Annotated in this window: 15 protein-coding genes; 7 read left to right on the forward strand and 8 right to left on the reverse strand. The window is 69.2% G+C overall.

Annotated features, from left to right (window positions below):
• Positions 1-27 precede the first annotated feature (27 nt).
• Positions 28-795, reverse strand: a complete 768-nt coding sequence (locus IBX18_RS05355) for a DUF2470 domain-containing protein (protein ID WP_194832542.1) — start codon at positions 793-795, stop codon at positions 28-30.
• Between the two features lie 170 nt (positions 796-965).
• Between IBX18_RS05355 and IBX18_RS43025 the strand changes: the two genes are divergently transcribed.
• From IBX18_RS43025 to IBX18_RS05370, 3 genes are read left to right on the forward strand one after another with little or no spacing between them, the layout of a single operon-like run.
• Entirely contained in the window at positions 966-1,406 is a 441-nt protein-coding gene (locus IBX18_RS43025) for a hypothetical protein (protein WP_194832543.1), read from the forward strand.
• Positions 1,407-1,455: 49 nt separating this feature from the next.
• The gene (pheA, locus tag IBX18_RS05365) at positions 1,456-2,370 is read left to right on the forward strand and encodes a prephenate dehydratase (protein WP_194832544.1); all 915 of its coding nucleotides are present in this window, start codon (positions 1,456-1,458) and stop codon (positions 2,368-2,370) included.
• A complete protein-coding gene (locus IBX18_RS05370) occupies positions 2,367-3,050 on the forward strand; it encodes a histidine phosphatase family protein (RefSeq protein WP_306796145.1) in 684 nt (227 codons plus the stop codon). The genes pheA and IBX18_RS05370 overlap by 4 nt, the downstream gene beginning before the upstream one ends.
• Positions 3,051-3,057: 7 nt before the next feature.
• On the opposite strand, the gene IBX18_RS05375 is transcribed toward IBX18_RS05370, so the two are convergent.
• The 6 genes from IBX18_RS05375 to IBX18_RS05400 form a co-directional block, all read right to left on the reverse strand.
• Positions 3,058-3,888 (reverse strand): ESX secretion-associated protein EspG, encoded by an 831-nt coding sequence (locus IBX18_RS05375; RefSeq protein WP_194832546.1) that lies wholly within the window; start codon positions 3,886-3,888, stop codon positions 3,058-3,060.
• Positions 3,885-5,057: a PPE domain-containing protein gene (locus IBX18_RS05380; protein WP_194832547.1), complete on the reverse strand. Its 1,173-nt coding sequence runs from the start codon at positions 5,055-5,057 to the stop codon at positions 3,885-3,887. The genes IBX18_RS05375 and IBX18_RS05380 overlap by 4 nt, the downstream gene beginning before the upstream one ends.
• Positions 5,058-5,099: 42 nt before the next feature.
• A complete protein-coding gene (locus tag IBX18_RS05385) occupies positions 5,100-5,420 on the reverse strand; it encodes a PE domain-containing protein (RefSeq protein WP_107653574.1) in 321 nt (106 codons plus the stop codon).
• Between the two features lie 158 nt (positions 5,421-5,578).
• Positions 5,579-5,929 (reverse strand): metallopeptidase family protein, encoded by a 351-nt coding sequence (locus tag IBX18_RS05390; protein WP_107653575.1) that lies wholly within the window; start codon positions 5,927-5,929, stop codon positions 5,579-5,581.
• 9 nt (positions 5,930-5,938) lie between these two features.
• The gene (locus IBX18_RS05395; protein ID WP_228540308.1) at positions 5,939-7,075 is read right to left on the reverse strand and encodes a septum formation family protein; all 1,137 of its coding nucleotides are present in this window, start codon (positions 7,073-7,075) and stop codon (positions 5,939-5,941) included.
• Between the two features lie 66 nt (positions 7,076-7,141).
• Entirely contained in the window at positions 7,142-8,842 is a 1,701-nt protein-coding gene (locus IBX18_RS05400; protein WP_194832548.1) for an aldehyde dehydrogenase family protein, read from the reverse strand.
• A gap of 92 nt (positions 8,843-8,934) precedes the next feature.
• On the opposite strand from IBX18_RS05400, the gene serS reads away from it, so the two are divergent.
• The 3 genes from serS to IBX18_RS05415 all read left to right on the forward strand — a co-directional run bounded on the left by serS (position 8,935) and on the right by IBX18_RS05415 (position 13,687).
• Entirely contained in the window at positions 8,935-10,197 is a 1,263-nt protein-coding gene (serS, locus tag IBX18_RS05405; protein WP_194832549.1) for a serine--tRNA ligase, read from the forward strand.
• Positions 10,198-10,419: 222 nt separating this feature from the next.
• Positions 10,420-12,285, forward strand: a complete 1,866-nt coding sequence (locus tag IBX18_RS05410; protein WP_306796146.1) for a bifunctional diguanylate cyclase/phosphodiesterase — start codon at positions 10,420-10,422, stop codon at positions 12,283-12,285.
• 118 nt (positions 12,286-12,403) lie between these two features.
• Positions 12,404-13,687 carry an MFS transporter gene (locus IBX18_RS05415; protein WP_194832760.1) on the forward strand — a complete coding sequence of 428 codons (1,284 nt, stop codon included), beginning with the start codon at positions 12,404-12,406 and terminating at the stop codon, positions 13,685-13,687.
• Between the two features lie 37 nt (positions 13,688-13,724).
• Here the strand turns inward: IBX18_RS05415 and IBX18_RS05420 are convergent, their stop codons facing one another.
• Positions 13,725-14,369, reverse strand: coding sequence for a TetR/AcrR family transcriptional regulator (locus tag IBX18_RS05420; RefSeq protein ID WP_194832550.1), 645 nt, complete (start codon positions 14,367-14,369; stop codon positions 13,725-13,727).
• Positions 14,370-14,469: 100 nt separating this feature from the next.
• Here IBX18_RS05420 and IBX18_RS05425 point away from each other — a divergent pair, with 100 nt between their 5' ends.
• Positions 14,470-15,723 carry an oxygenase MpaB family protein gene (locus IBX18_RS05425; RefSeq protein WP_194832551.1) on the forward strand — a complete coding sequence of 418 codons (1,254 nt, stop codon included), beginning with the start codon at positions 14,470-14,472 and terminating at the stop codon, positions 15,721-15,723.
• Positions 15,724-15,932 lie beyond the last annotated feature (209 nt).

The following is a 15,932-nucleotide window of genomic DNA, read 5'->3' on the forward strand; positions in this document are numbered from 1 at the left end:
ATCGAGTCGAGCGCTGCGGTCGGCGGCTCAGATGCGACGCAGTCCGTTGAGGAACGGGCAACCCGCCAGGGTGCGGACCGCGCGGCTGAGCGATTCGATGTCGTCGGCGGGGGAGTTGAACGGCAGCCGGAAGTCGTGGTCCCCGTCGCGGCCCTCGACGCGCAGGGTGAGGCCGTAGCGGTCGATGGCGAGTGGGTGCACGATGCCGTGCTGGAGCCGGGGCGGCAGGTGCCTGGCCAGCTGTGCGACGACGTCCGCGTGGTCGGCGTCCATGTGCAGCAGCCAGGCGGATTCCAAGGCACAGAACGGATCCGGCTGCGCCACCCGTAGTTCGTCGATGCTCACCGATTCGGCGCCGGTCGAGTCGGCGACCACCGCGGAGTTGATCACCAGCCGCAGCAGGGTCGCGGTGTGGCCGACGTCGAGCAGGCCCGGGTCCGGGTTCTCCTTGGCGACCTCGCCGGCCAGCGCCCGCTGCGCCTGCGCGGGCACCGCGCGCACCCAGCCGCGCAGCCAGACCAGCGCGCGCACGGGTTCGCGCAAGGGGAGCGGGGCATGATCGGTGAGCTCCAAGACCGCGGGCGCACCCGCGTCCGGTGAATTACCGGCCACCAGTGCCGCCACCGACGTGGTCGGGACCGCGATCACCGCGTCGCCGCACTCGCGTACGTGATGCACCGAGACGGGCGTCGGATCGATGCCGGGCATGGCCAGCACCGCCTGCTCCGCATGCGCACACGCGCTGCGGACCCGCTCGGCGGTGGACGGTGTGACGGTCGGTGTCGGACGCGGCATGCAAACCTCCGTGGTCGGGCGTTGTTCGCCTTGCTCGGCGCTCAATTAGGTTACCCTAAGCTAAGTGACGAGCGGAACATCCGCAAGCGTTCGCCCCACGCTGATCCTGAGAATTCGCCGCCCGTTGCACGGCCGAACTCCGCACCGCACCTGGTTGTTACGGTGGATCGGTGGCGCACGGAGCGGAAACACCTGGCGAACCGGTACTCATCGCGTTGACGGCACCGGCCCGGCGCAGCATCGTCGACGACCTGGTGCGCGTCCCGACCACCGGCGACGCGGCCCCGATCCTCGACGCCGACGCACCCGACGCGGACATCGCCGACTTCCTGGCCGCCATCGTGCACACCGATACCGGCTTCATCGCCCGAACCTCCTCGGGGACCAGAGCCCTCGCGATCGTCGCCGCCACCGCCGCCGCCCTCTGCGGCGAAGACATCCGCACCGCGCTCAGCACCCCGGACACCGCGTTCCTGAACGCCCTGAAACCGCCTGCGGTAGAAGCTCTCCTAACCGTCCTGCTCGCCATCGAGACCGAGCACCCCGACGAAGTAACCCACACCCTCGCCCCGCTCGCGCGCAACGGTGAAAGGCGTGGTGAAAAGGGTTAGCCGGTAAATACCGGGAGCGCCGGTCGCGGACGCAAGTAAGGTCGTAACCGTGCCGCGTATCGCGTACTTCGGGCCCTCCGGAACCTTCACCGAGATGGCCCTCGCCGAACTCGAATCCTCGGGGGCCTTCGAAGGGGCCGTCGAGCGGGTTGCCGCGCCCAGCCAAGGCGCCGCGCTCGAGCTGGTCCGCGCCGGGGACGTCGACGGCGCGGTGGTGCCGATCGAGAGTTCGGTCGAGGGCTCGATCGCCGCGACGCTGGATTCCCTGGCCATCGGCCCGCGGCTGCAGATCGTGGCGGAGACCGAGCTGGAGGTGACCTTCACGATCCTGGGCCACCCCGGCACCGACCTGTCCGAGGTGCGCACGCTGGCTGCCTATCCGGTGGCCGCCGCCCAGGTCCGCGAGTGGGTGTCGCGGAATCTGCCGCAAGCCCAGCCCTACGTCTCGGCCTCGAATGCCGCTGCGGCCGAGGACGTCGCGGCAGGCAAGGCCGATGCCGCGGTGTCCACCGCGCTGGCGGGGACCCGGCTCGGACTGGCTGTGCTGGCCGCGGGCGTGGCCGACCACGAGCAGGCGATCACCCGCTTCGTGCTGGTCACCCGGCCGTGCGTGGCGCCGCCCGCGACCGGTGCGGATCGGACCTCGATCGTGCTGGAGTTGCCGAACGAGCCGGGCTCGCTGATGCGCGCGTTCGCCGAGTTCGCCACCCGCGGTATCGATTTGACCAGGATCGAGTCCCGGCCGACCCGCACCGGCATGGGCACCTATCGCTTTTATCTCGACTGCGTCGGGCACATCGATGACACCGCGGTGGCCGAGGCGCTCAAGGCTTTGCACCGCACCGCCCGGATCCGGTTCCTCGGTTCCTGGCCCGCCACGTCGGCGACCGGCACGCCACCGCCCTCGGACGAGGCGGCCGCGGGATGGCTGACCCAGCTACGAAAGGGGGTGGCGGATCTGTGACCGAGGCGAAGATCGGCCCGGCCAAGTTGGTTCTGGTCCGGCACGGCGAGACCGAAGGCAATGTCGCGAAGCTGCTCGACACCAAGGTTCCTGGTTTGCCGCTGACCGAACGCGGTGCGGCACAGGCGAAGTTGTTCGGCGAAACCCTGCTGAACCCGCCGCGCGTGCTGTTCTGCTCGACGGCGTTGCGCGCCCGGCAGACCGCGGGCTACATCGAGGCCGCGACCGGCGTGCCCACCATGGTGCTGGACAACCTGCAGGAGGTGCAGGCCGGCGACCTGGAGGGCAAGCACAGCGAGGAGGCGCACCTGTTCTTCCAGCGCATCTACCGGGCCTGGCACAACGGCGATCTGGATGAACGCATCCCCGGCGGTGAGTCCGGCCGCGACGTGCTCGATCGTTTCCTGCCCGTCATCGAGGAACTCCGCGAGACGTACCTGACGCCGGGGTCGAGCGAAGGCGATGTGCTGCTGGTCAACCACGGTGCCGCGATGCGCCTGGTGTCCCGCTATCTCGCCGATGTGCTGCCGCCGTTCACCACGAACAACCATCTCGACAACACCGAAACCATCGAACTGGTCCCGCTGCCCGACGGCAGCTGGGACTGCATCCGCTGGGGCCGCTTCACCCCACCCTTCGGCTACGACGTCGCCCCAACTTCGGACGACCCGATGGGTTAGGCCCCGCCTACACCTGTTCCGGTTTGCGCGGGAACTCCGCGCGTTCCGGCAGTCCACTGATCAAGTCCTGCAACGCCGTTCGCAAGCGGGAGGTCGTTCCGGTGCTGAGTGACGTCCACTTCACGCCGTCATCGGACTTGCTCGCGGTCGCGATGAAGCGGCCCGCGCGGGTGTTGAACACCGCGATGTGGTTGTCGGTGAGGTCGCGGGTGCCGTCGCCGTACACCACGCCGACGATCTCGGCGTGCGAATGGATCTGCACCATGGCCGAGGCGAGGGCCTGCGCGTCCGCAGGTGGAGTGCCGACCTTGGCCAGCCGGTTGGCGGTCGCCGCGGCGTCGCCGGTGTCGTCGAAGATCGGGACCAGCTGTTCGGTCGGTGCCCGCATGCCGGTCAGGTCGAGCGGGTCGGCTTGGCCGAGCGCCGCGATCACCGGGCCGGGCAGGTCGTCCTCCGCTTCGTCGATCACGTAGGACTGCGGCCCGCGCAGGGCGACGGTGACCACATCGTCGCCCTTCGCGAGACACATGCGACTCGCTTGACCCTCCACGAACAGCCGGAGCGCGACCACCCAGTGCGGCCGGTACAGCGCGCGCAGCCGGTCCTCGAGTTCCTGGTGGACCGCGTCACCGATCAGCAGTTCCCGATCGGTGAGCGACTGGGCGGCCACGGCCATCGCGGCATCGTGATCGGCGACGTTGTCGTACTGCCCGCGTGCGTCCAGCACGACGGGCACCTCGTCGATCTCCAGCTTCTCCAGGAGAAACTGCATTTCATCGAGCGACAGCACCACCGATGCGAGCATCGACGGGCCGCGGCCCGCACCGAGCACCGTCACTTAGCGGCCATACCGGCGTCGGCGCCGATCACCCCGTCGGCGGCGTAGCGGCCGTCGTTGAAGTGCTCGGTCGAGCGCAGGTAGTCCTGCCCCTTGTGCTCGGACTCGTCGTCCTCGTCGCGCACCTGGTTGCCCAGCAACGGGCTACCCGCAGTGTTGTTGCTGCGCGCCGGTGCCGCGGCGGGCTGAGTGGCCGAGACGTTCTCGACGACGGGTGCCGCGGCGGGTGCACCGGTCGGCGTACCGGTGCCCCAGCCGTCGGGCAGCTTGAGCGAGCCGTTGCCGAGCGCGACCGAGGGGCCGGAGGAGAACGACGCGGACCGCGTTCCCGCGGCCGAGGCGGCGGAGGCCAGTCCGGCGCCGCCGACCATGGCGGCCGGTGCGGCACTGGTGATTCCGGGTGCGGCGGCGGTGGTGACGGCCGCGACCGCCTGCGAGCCGATGGTGCCCACGGTGGACACACCGGTGGTCGCCACCGAGCCCGCGATGTTCGCCGCCTGCGTCGCGGCGCCCACCACGGCGGGGTTGTTCACGAACGCGCCTGCCGCGGCGATCGCGCTCTGCACCGGGTCGGCGTTGGTGGCCTGGAAGGCCTGATCGGTCTGGCCCGCGTCCGCGGTGCCCGCACCCTTCGCGATCGTCGGCGGGTTCACGAACTCGCCGGGGGTGACCACCATCGCGGTGGTCGCCGCCTCGTAGGTCTCCATGGTCAGCGCGGCCCGCAGGTCGAGCGCGGCCTTGGCGGCCTCGGCCAGCTCCGAGGTGCCGTTGAGCACGCCGCCGGTCGAGTGCGCGGCGATGCGCGCCGCGTTCACCGCCGCGATCTCCGGGATGCTCGGCATGGCCAGCGAGGCCACGGTGTAGGCGATCGCGTTGCTCGCCGCCTTCGAGCTCATGGTGGCCGCCATGACTCCCTGTTGCTCGGACCAGCCGATGAAGCCGGTGAGCTTGGACAGCGCCGAGATGCCGTTGATGCCCTGCATGCCGACGCCCAGCTCCGCCATCACCCGGGCGACGGTCGCGGTGGCATCGACCCAGGCCGCGGTCAGCCCGCCCCACGCGGTGGCCGCTGCCGAGATCGGGATGGCGTGCGCGCCTGCGTTCAGCGCGATCGAGTTGCCTTCTGCCTGACGGGGCAGCCAGAACACCCCGGTGATTCCTGCGGTCATGCTTTCTCCCCTTGCTTGTGCGTTATGCGATGCCCGCAGGCGTTAAGCGATTGTTCCGCTGACGATGTTGAGTGCGCCCGCCCGCACGACATCCTCACCGACGTGGGTGATGAGCTGACTGCGCAACGTCGCGGCGGCGTGGTGCAGTTCCAGAATTCCCTGGGCTACGGCTTGGTCGTGCGTCGCGGCACCCTTGTTGAGGTGGTTCGCGGCGTGCAGTGACACCTCGTCGATCCCGGAGGGGACGACATGCGTCGCGGGTGCGGTCAGCGCGGCGGCGGCGGCGAGCCGCTCGGCCAGCAGATCCAGCTCGGCGGCGGCAGCAAGGACGACCTCGGGTTGTACTAGTACGTGGCCAACCATGACTCGACTCCTTCTAGTGGCGGCTATGGGGCGGAACCACGAGAATTCCCCCTTCGAGTGATAGGACGCGACAGCGAAGCGATCGGTTCCATCGAATCCCCTGAAGTTTCTTCCTGTCTCGCCCCAACTGCAACCGCACTCATACAGCTGGATAAAGACTAGCCCCATCCCAGCTGATGCAGGCGGTCTTCGTCAATGCCGAAATAGTGTGCGATCTCATGGATCACGGTGATCGCCACCTCTTCCACCACTTCGCTCTCGTCCGAGCAGATGGCGAGGATGGATTCGCGATAGATCGTCACGGTGTCCGGCAGCGCGCCGCCATAGTGACTGTCCCGTTCGGTGAGTGCGATTCCGTGATAGAGCCCGAGCAAATGTGGATCATCCGAATTGCGTGCTTCGATCAGCACGACGACATTATCGATGGCTTGGGCAAGCTCCGGCGGGATCCGATCGAGCGCGTCGCCGACCAACTCCTCGAACCGGTCCTCGGACATGGAGACCGACATCGTCGCGGATTACCTCGGCTGCGGCGGCAGCGGCGCGGCGCCGGGCAGCGGCGTCGGGGTGGAGCGGCCGGTATTCGGCGGCGGCTGCGGCGCCTGCCCGTTGATCAGGATGTCGCCGCGCGCGGAACCGGTGATCGGCGCGAAGCCCTCCCGATCGGCCCCCTTGCCGACCATGCAGTCCAGCTTGCGGCTGCCCGCCAGCCAGCTGCGCGCGTCCAGGAAGTCGAAGAACAGCGTCAGCGTCTTGTTGCGCACGACATCCGGCCCGCCGAGATACTCCGCCGAGGTGCGCGCGCACTCCTCCTCGACGAACCGGTCCTGCTCCTCCTTGGCGGGCGGCCCGCCCTGGAACCGCTGGCCGAGGTCGATGGTGGAGACGATCTCGACGGCGTGCACCTGCGAGCAATCCACCGGGTCGGTCGGCAGGTTCTGGTTGATGCCGAGGCACACGCCCGGCCCGTACACCTTCGACTGATCGTGTTCGGCGGCGCTGCCGGTCGACGGCGGCGTGCCCGCGCTAGCCGCGTACTGCAACCCGCAGCGCAGCGTGCGATCGCCGTGCTGCCAGCCGTCGGGGCTCGGATACATCAACCCGACGATGTAGCGCCCGCGCGGATCGAACTTGCCGCCCATGTACTGCTGTACCGCGGGCACGCAGTGCTCTTCCTTCAGCTCGGTCAACCGCAGCGAGTCGGGGAATCGTGAGCCGGGCCCGAATTCCTTGCCCGGGTACCTGCTCATGTCGATATCCGCCGCGACCTCGAACATGTGCTTGCTCTCGCAACGCACCTTGACCAGGTCGGAGTGGTCGGGCTTGGACCAGCTCAGGCAATCGCCCTTGACCGCGGTACCGAACTCCTTGTCGACCACCGGTTCACCGGCCGAAGCCGGGCTGTGCGCCTCGATCTTGTTGTTGTCGAACCCCGTCACGAACAGCGTCACCAGGGCGGCGATCACCGCACCCGTGGCCACCAGCAGCAGCCCCCAGCGCAGCGTCGGCGCAGGCAGCGGCGTCTCTCCGGTGAACACGCCCCGTACCGCGTCGAACGAACGCCGCGCCGCGCCGCCGCCGCTGCGTGACGGCATGGCGCGCGTGGTCGGCCGGCTCGACGGCTCTGGCTCGGGGGCGTGATCGGAGGGGGACATCGCGATCCATCATGGCAGTCTCCGCGCCGCGGTGCCACGACCCGTTCTGATCAGTGCTTTTCCCGGCTAACCACGGAACGCGGAGACGAAGATGCCGGGAATCCGCGCCGGGTTGCCGCTCGCGTAGAACTCGGTGAGCTTGCGCGCGGTCGCCGCCGCGGCCGTGTTGCCGACGAACCACGGCGGTTTCGGCGACAAGGCGAGCTCACCGTGCAGCAGCGAGCGCGGCGCGGGCCGGAACGGTCCGCGCACCACCGTGCGCTCCACGTCGTCGAGCAGGAAGGCGTTGTGCACCACGCCGATTCCGCTCTGTACGTCGTCGAGGGTGTGGCCGGGGAACGCGCCCCACGCGGCGTGCGGGGCGAGGAAGGCGAGCCCGGTCCACGCGTTCACCGCGATCGCGCCGTAGCGCAACCGTTCGATGGCGCGCTCGAAGCCGATGCCGAGCCTGCGGATGGTCGACGGATGGGCCAGTACGTTGGCGCCGAGCGTCCCGGTGAGTTCGTTGTTCACGAAATCGACCGCGCGCTGCAGGAATTCGCCGCCCGGGTAGGGCAGTTCGACCACGCCGAGGACGGGTGAGAAGTACTCGGTGCGCAGCAGCGGCGTATCGGTGAGCGGTAGCTGCTCGATCAGCACCCGGCCCGAGCCGACCTGGCCTGCGCCCGGATAGGACGCCAGCGCGTCCGCGACCCGCGAATCGCTGCCCGGGTAGTACGCGGCCCGCTGCGGGGCCTGGGCGAGCGCGGTGCGCAACTCGGCCAGGAACTTGTCCTTGAGCGCCCAGTCCTTGCTGAGCACCACCGCCTGCGCGGCGACGCAGTTGTAGCCGCCGTTGTGCAGCCGCTGGGTGGCCACATGCTCGGCCTGGAAGCGCAGATCGGCGTCGGACCAGTCACCGGGCACCACGATGGTCGGCGACACACCGCCGAGCTCGCTGGTGATCGGCTTGTCCAGCAGCGGCCGCTTGTCCTTCTTGCGTTCCAGCCCCTCCGGGCCCGGCCCCCACACGATCGTGTCGTGGGTCTGCGCGCTGCCGGTCATGTGCACATGCGCGACCTCCGGGTGGTGCACCAGGTAGCGGCCGGTGTCCGCGTCCCCGGTCACGATCCGCAGCACACCCAGCTCGCACAGCGGCGCGAACACCATCTCGAACACCGTGTACAGCGGATCGGTGATCGGGTTCAGCTTCAGCACGACCACCCGGTTGTGCGCGAACAGCTCGTACAACGCGTCCAGCGGCGGAATGGAGGTGATGTTGCCCGCGCCGAGCACGACCCCGATCCCGCCGGTCGCGGTCGGGTCGAGCTGCGCCAGCCCGGCCCGCCGCCGCGCGGTATCGGCGTCGACCCCCGGCCGCAGCCAGACCTCGCCGTGAAAACCGTTGAGCAGCAACCGGTCGTAGTTGCTCAGCGGCAGGATCGGCACCGCCACCCGATTGCCGAGCGCGGTCCGCACCGTGACTCCGTCGAGCGGACTGCGCCCCTCGTCCAGGGCGGCCAGCGTCGCGGCGAGCGCGGCCGTGGCCTGCAGCAGGGTCAGCGGTCCGGACATCCACTCCTCGCCGACCAGCGGCGAGTCGGCGTCCAGACCCTTGATGGTCCGCGCCGCCCGCACCCAGTCGCCGGCGAAGCGCCCGGTTCGGGCGTGGATGTCGTCGAGGAGCTCCCGGCGGCGGCGCAGCGGGGTCTGTGCCCAGGCTTTCTCGCCCGCGGTCAGCTCGGTCAGTACGTCATCGATGGCTGATTCGTCGAAAGTTGTACCCACAAGCCAACTATGCGCGCGTCCTCGGCCGAGCGGTCCGCATCCTGGGATATCGGGGTGAAACAGCAATATCCGGACCACTAGGCTGAGGCCCCATGATCGACCTCCGATTCCTGCGGGACAACCCCGACGCGGTCCGCGCCTCGCAGCGCGCCCGTGGCGAAGACCCCGCCCTCGTCGATGCCCTGCTCGAGGCCGACGCCGCCCGCCGTGCGGCGGTGGCCACCGCCGACAACCTGCGCGCCGAGCACAAGGCGATGGGCAAGCTGGTCGGCAAGGCGAGCAAAGAGGAGCGGCCCGCGCTGCTCGCGCAGGCGCAGGAGATGTCGGTCAAGGTCAAGGAGGCCGAGGCCGCGCAGCACGCGGCCGATGCCGATATGGACGCCGCGCACCGCGCCATCTCGAACGTGGTGCAGGAGGGCGCGCCTGCCGGCGGCGAGGCCGATTTCGTCGTGCTCGAAACCATCGGGACGCCACCGGAGTTCGACTTCGAACCGAAAGACCACCTGGATCTCAGCGAGTCGCTCGGCCTGATCGACATGGAACGCGGCGCGAAGGTCTCGGGCGCCCGCTTCTACTTCATGACCGGCTACGGCGCGCTGCTGCAGCTCGGTCTGCTGCAGCTCGCGGCGCAGAAGGCCGTGGCCAACGGTTTCACCATGATGATCCCGCCGGTGCTGGTGCGCCCGGAGATCATGGCGGGTACCGGCTTCCTCGGCCAGCACGCCTCGGAGGTCTATCGCCTCGCCGAGGAGGACCTCTACCTGGTCGGCACCTCGGAGGTGCCGCTGGCCGGTTACCACTCGGACGAGATCCTCGACCTGAGCAACGGCGCGAAGCGCTACGCGGGCTGGTCGTCGTGCTTCCGGCGGGAGGCGGGCAGCTACGGCAAGGACACCCGCGGCATCATCCGGGTGCACCAGTTCGACAAGGTGGAGATGTTCGTCTTCACCACGCCCGAAGAAGCCGACGCCGAACACCAGCGCCTGCTCGGCTGGGAGCAGGACATGCTCGCGGCCGTCGAGGTCCCGTACCGGGTCATCGACGTCGCCGCAGGCGATCTCGGCAGTTCGGCCGCGCGCAAGTTCGACTGTGAGGCCTGGGTGCCGACCCAGCAGACCTACCGGGAACTCACCTCGACGTCGAACTGCACCACCTTCCAGGCTCGTCGACTCTCGGTGCGTTACCGCGACGAGAACGGAAAGCCGCAAATCGCAGCCACTTTGAACGGCACGCTCGCGACCACCCGCTGGATCGTGGCGATCCTGGAGAACCACCAGCAGGCCGACGGTTCGGTGCGGGTGCCCGCGGCGCTGGTGCCGTTCGTCGGCACCGAGGTGCTGACGCCGCCGAAGTAGCGGACGGGTCGGCGGCGGTGGGCGGACATTCGCTCGTCCGAATCGCCTCCGGTCCGCCCCTCGGCGCACTGGATAGTGCCTATGAATATCGAGTCTGGGCACCCGCGGCCTAGTCGCGTTGGCTACCCGAATGTTTCGCGAAGATGAATAGCCAACCGTTCGCCACTCCGGATTCACGGGATGTGGCAACCGCTGGGATTCGTTGTGTCTAGGCTATTCACCGTGCGAGGAATCGGGGCGCGCGGCGATACCCGAACCCGGGTGCGGGCGGCATCGGCGCTGGCGACAGCTATGGTCATGGCTCGGACCACCGGGGCGTTCTACGTCATGGGTGGTGTGCTGGGTCTGCTTATCACTGCCGTCGCCCCGGGCGACGAAGGTAATCGGGCGCTGGTCGGCACGGCCGCGGCGATCGCGCTGACGCTCGGGCTCACCCTGCTGGCGTGGGGGCCGCGGTTGCCGCACTCGGTGCACCACGGTTACGTCGCGATCGCGACGGTGCTGGTGACCATCGCGGTGTACGCGTTCCCCAACACGGTCGGCGCGATCAGCCTCGCCGCGTTCTACGTCTTCATCGCCTGCGACGCCGCCCTGTTCTTCGCCTGGTCGCAAGCCGCCGCGCACATCGCCTTCGCGCTGGCGTTGTGCCTGTGGGTGCTGCCTGCGCGGCCGGTGGATCCCGGGCTGCCGTGGTGGTCCGGGCTGATCCCGGCCGGTGTCACCGTCGGCGTCGGCGTGGTGGTCGGCATCCTCACCAGGATGGCCTCGGAAGCCGATATCGACGTGCTGACCGGGCTGTTGAACCGGCGCGGCTTCGATCGCGCGCTGAACTCCGCGATCGACCAGGCCACCCGCACCGGCCAGGGTCTCGCGCTGGTGCTGGTCGATCTCGACCGCTTCCAGAAGATCAACGACCACCTCGGCCACCGCGCGGGCGACGCCGTGCTGCAGCGGGTGGCCGACACCTGGTCGAAACTGCTTGCGCCGGACCAGCGTCTGGCCCGCTACGGCGGCGACGCGTTCGCGATGTTGTTGCCGAACACCACCGAGCAGGCCGCCATCCTGCTCACCGAGCAGCTACGCGCGGCGGTCACCACCGGCTGTTCGGCGGGCGTGACCTCGTGGCAGCCGGGCGAATCCGGTTCGCTGCTGGTGAGTCGCGCGGACGTCGGCCTGTACCGGGCCAAGCAGGCGGGCCGCAACCGGACGGTGCTCGAGTCGTCGCGCCAGCTGCCGCTTGCGGTGGAGTTGCGCGAGGCCATCGACCGCGGCCTGCTGGACGTGCACTACCAGCCGATCGTCAGCCTGACCGAGGGTGGCGGCAAGGCGGTCGGTGTCGAGGCGCTGCTGCGCTGGTCGTCGAGCGCGCAGCCGGATGTCACCACCGAGGGCCTGATCCGGGTCGCCGAGGAGTACGACCTCATCTCCGATCTGGACGAGCTGGTGCTGCGCCGGGCCTGCGCCGACGCCGCGCGGTTGCAGGACACCTTCGCCCAGCTCGACCTGACACTGAACGTGAACGTCAGCGGCTTGGAACTGGCCGAAGCCGGCTACGCCGACCGGGTGGCGGGCATCCTCGCCGGCACCGGCTGGCCCGCCGAGCAACTGGTGCTCGAGGTGACCGAGAGCGAGCTGGCCGCCGAATCCCACACCGCCATCGCGAATCTGCACACGCTGCGCGAGCGTGGCGTGCGCATCGCCATCGACGACTTCGGCACCGGATACTCCTCGCTCAGCAGGCTGGCCACGCTGCCCAGCGACATCCTCAAGGTCGACCAGTCCTTCGTCGCCGCGATCCGCTCCGACTCCCCGGCGCCGCCGCTGCTCGGCGTGATCGCCGCGTTGAGCAGCGCGCTCGACCTCCAGGTGATCGCCGAGGGGGTGGAGACCGAATACCAGGCCGCGGTGCTCACCGAACTCGGGTTCGCGCTCGCCCAGGGCTACCACTACAGCGACTCGCATCCGGTGGCGGAGCTGATCAGCGACCTCAACGAGAACCACGGACGGGTCGGTCCCGGTGCGACGGACCGGCGGCTCGACGACGGCGATTCGATGCCCGCCGCCAACGGTTGGCTGCCGCTGCGATAACCGCTTGACGCGGCCCGGCGCGGCTGCGCATGCTGACCGTATGCGTTTGCTCGTTTATGCCTATTGACCTGTCAGTGAGGTGCTTGCCCGGCTGACGGGTAGCACCGATTCGCCGTCGCTGCGCGCGCTGACCATTCGCGCCGTGCTGTTCAAAGGCATCGGCGACCTCATCCCGCTCTATGCGCTGTACTCCCTGCTGTTCGCCGATCATGGGTTGAGCACCGGGCAGATCTCCTCGCTGTTCGCGATCTGGTCGACCACCGCGTTCCTGCTCGAGGTGCCGTCCGGCGCCTGGGCGGACACGGTGTCGCGCCGTGCCCTGCTCATCCTCAGCGGTGTCCTGCTGACCGCCGGGTTCGCCCTGTGGACCCTGGTGCCTACCTACCTCGGCTTCGCGCTGGGCTTCGTACTGTGGGGCGCGGCAGGCGCTTTGGTGTCCGGCACATTCGAGGCGCTGCTGTACGACGACCTCGCCGCCCGTGGCGAACAGTCCTCCTACGCGCGCATCCTCGGCTACACCCGTGCGGCCTCGGAGACCGCCATCGTCATCGGCATCGTGGCCGCCACCCCGCTGTACCTCTGGGGTGGCTATGCGCTGATCGGTTGGTCCAGCGTCGGATTCGCCGCCCTGCATACGGTGATCGCGATGACGTTGCCCAGTGCACCGAAAGTGGTCTCCGCCGCGGCTGTCGACGAGCTGGAAGAGGACGATCAACCGCCCCTCGCGTACCCAGCGGCAACGGATGTATCGGGACCGTTCGCTCGCTATCTCGGCATGCTGAAGACCGGTGTCGCGGAGGCGATTCGGGTGCGAGCGGTGCGCAACGGTGTGCTGCTCGGGGCGCTGTTGTTCGGGATCACCGCGTTCGACGAGTACTTCGCGCTGCTCGCCGAGTCGGCCGGGGTGGCGACGGCGGTGGTGCCGTTGCTCGTCGGCGTGACGGTGCTCGGCTCGCTCATCGGCTCGGTCCTCGCCGGGCGCACCGAGGGCATGTCGGGCCGCACCATGGCGATCGCGGTCGGTTTCGGTGGTGTGCTGTTCCTCGGCGGCTCGCTCATCGCCGGGCTCGCCGAGGGTCGGCCGAGCGCCGTGTATGTCCTTACCGGCCTGGGGTTCACCGCGATCGGCGTCTCCTACGGCATCGTCTACAACGCCGGTGTCGTCGCGGGCGCGCGCCTCCAGGACGCCATCGAGGGTCCCGCCCGGGCGACCGTGACCTCGGTATCCGGGCTGCTCGGCGAGGTTGTCGCCCTGGTCGTCTTCGCTTTCGCCGCCATCGCCACCGCCTGGTGGTCCATGCCGATCATTCTCGCCGTCCTCGCTGCCACCCTGCTGCCGATCGCCCTGGTGACGACCTCGTGGCTACCGCCGAAACCGGTCGACCCGTCGTCAGCTGAGTGAGCCACCGCTGGGCGCGTCCTGCGTATGCCGACTGTGACTAATCGAGTGTGACGCCGATGAGATGGCTTGCGGTGAGCAGGAATTGGTCGGTGGAGCGGTCGATCAGCGCGGTGCGGGTGACCGGAAGGGTGCCTGCCAGCCAGCTGTTGGTGGTCTCCCAGAGGCCGCCTAGGAGGTGGGTGGCGGCGAATTCGGCGTGGTCCCCGGCGTTTTCGACGACGTCGGCGCCGACCTCGTCCGCGCACACGGCCAGCATGATGCCCGCGAAGGAGCGCATCACCTCGGCCCGGCGCATCAGCAGGGCGGGGTTCAGCTGCGCCTCGACGGTGGCAATGCGCGCCTTGCGCGGGTCGTCGGCGATGAGGTCGATGGCCGCGGCGATGGCCGCCCTGGTCTTGGCTCGGATGTCGGTGGGCGTGGTGACGAACGCGGTGACGACCGCCTGGCCGATTTCGTCGACGATCCGGTCGAACACCTCGCTGAACACCGCGTCGAGGTCGCTGAAGCTCTCGTAGTAGTACCGCTCGGAGAGCCGCGCCTGCGTGCACAGACCGGAGACGGTCAGCTTGGCGAAACCCGAGGTCCCGATGATTTCCTGCGCGGCATCGAGCAGTGCGACGCGCCGCCGCGCTTTGCGCTGTTCGATCGGGACGCCGCCGTAGGACCGCGAGGTGGTAGCCATCCGAGACATTCTGGCATACATCCTTGCCAGATATCCGATTTTGTGGGACGGTCTTGTCAGAATGTTCGACCGCGAACCTCGATCCGACGGGTGAAGTGCAATGGCGCATGACAACCAGAAACTGCCCACTCCGCAGCTGTTCACGGAGTTCCCGTTCAAGTACGCCGTGCCCGTGCTGGCACCGGGCGACCTGAGCTGCACCGCCGCCCAGCGCGACTCGTTCCGCCGCTTCACCCAGGTCGGCGATCCGCTGGCGGACGCCGTGGTCGCCATGTTCAAGCGGCTGCCCGTCGGCGAGGGCCGCCGGATGTTCGAGCTCGCCGTCGAAAACGGTATCGACGCCGTGCCGGACGCCCCGCCGGAGCTGGTGGCGCTCTTCGAACAGGTGGAAGCGGCGCCGTACTGGCTGGACCGCGACAAGATCGATCGCGGTGCCCGCGTCGTCGGCCGCACCGGCGTCTGGGGTGGCATCGCCATGGGCATGTTCGCCCTGATGGGCGGCTACCTGGCGTCGCGCGCGGACAAGACCCTCGTCGGCACCGGCGACCTGGACGCGATGGCGCCGCGCAGGCTGGCCGAAACCACCCAGTGGTGGCTGGACGTGACGACTCCCGGTGGCCTGGAACGCAATGCGGTCGGCTACAAGAGCGTGCTGCGCGTGCGGTTGATGCACGCGCTGGTGCGTGCGGGCATGAACAGGCGCCCCGACTGGGACTACGCGGCCTGGGACCATCCGGTCAACCAGGTACTCACCGTCGGCACCCTCGGGCTGTTCTCGATGGCGAATCTCGTTGGCGCCCAAGCGCTCGGCCTGCAGTTCTCGGCCAAGGAGAAGGACGCGGTATTCCAGCTGTGGCGCTACGTCGGGTTCCTGCTCGGCGTGGACGCGGAGATCCTGCCGACCTGCGAGACCGACACCTGGCGCGCATTCTGGATCCTCGCCGACACCGAATTCATCCCCGACGCCGATTCCCAGCGCCTGGCCCAAGCCCTCATCCCCGCGGCGGGCGGCCTTTTCGTCGGCGACACGACCGCGGCGCAGCGCGCGGTGCGCCGCGTGGTCACCAGCTACCTGGTCGCCTACAGCCGAATCATCCTCGGCCCCAGCAACGCCGACTTCCTCGACCTGCCCGACAGCAGATTCTTCAAGACCGCCGTGCTGGCCACCGCCGTCGTCAACGGCGCGCTGGAGGTGCCCCGCCGAATCCTCCCCGGCGCCACCCGCTTCCACGAAAACCTCGGCGCTCGCATCCGCACCCGCCTGGTCCGCGGCTCCATCGCTCGCAACGGCGGCGACCGCACCTACGCCCGGCACGACACCTACGCCACCCGCGCCACCCTCCGCGCAGGGTGATCCGGCCTGTCGGCCTCCGTGCGGGGTGCACGCACCGATCGCTGCCCGCGCCCTCCCGGTACCCGGTCGCTTCGGCGTGATCGCCGGCATCGTGTTGATCACCTGGCCGTTGGTGGCCATGTGGCAGTAGTGGTCGGCGGGTGGGGTGATCGTGCTCGGTCGCCCCTGCACGGCATGGCCAGCGGCTCGTGGCTCGGAGTGTCGGCCGT

Source organism: Nocardia sp. XZ_19_369 (assembly GCF_015355715.1).
Classification (GTDB): Bacteria; Actinomycetota; Actinomycetes; order Mycobacteriales; family Mycobacteriaceae; genus Nocardia.

What these genes read in the sequence shown, in the direction of transcription:
- IBX18_RS05385 (WP_107653574.1), bottom strand. Translation starts at nt 5,420, where the DNA reads ATGGTTGGCCACGTACTAGTACAACCCGAGGTCGTCCTTGCTGCCGCC.
- IBX18_RS05390 (WP_107653575.1), bottom strand. Translation starts at nt 5,929, where the DNA reads ATGTCGGTCTCCATGTCCGAGGACCGGTTCGAGGAGTTGGTCGGCGAC.
- serS (WP_194832549.1), top strand. Translation starts at nt 8,935, where the DNA reads ATGATCGACCTCCGATTCCTGCGGGACAACCCCGACGCGGTCCGCGCC.
- IBX18_RS05420 (WP_194832550.1), bottom strand. Translation starts at nt 14,369, where the DNA reads ATGGCTACCACCTCGCGGTCCTACGGCGGCGTCCCGATCGAACAGCGC.
- IBX18_RS05380 (WP_194832547.1), bottom strand. Translation starts at nt 5,057, where the DNA reads ATGACCGCAGGAATCACCGGGGTGTTCTGGCTGCCCCGTCAGGCAGAA.
- IBX18_RS05355 (WP_194832542.1), bottom strand. Translation starts at nt 795, where the DNA reads ATGCCGCGTCCGACACCGACCGTCACACCGTCCACCGCCGAGCGGGTC.
- IBX18_RS05395 (WP_228540308.1), bottom strand. Translation starts at nt 7,075, where the DNA reads ATGTCCCCCTCCGATCACGCCCCCGAGCCAGAGCCGTCGAGCCGGCCG.
- IBX18_RS05425 (WP_194832551.1), top strand. Translation starts at nt 14,470, where the DNA reads ATGGCGCATGACAACCAGAAACTGCCCACTCCGCAGCTGTTCACGGAG.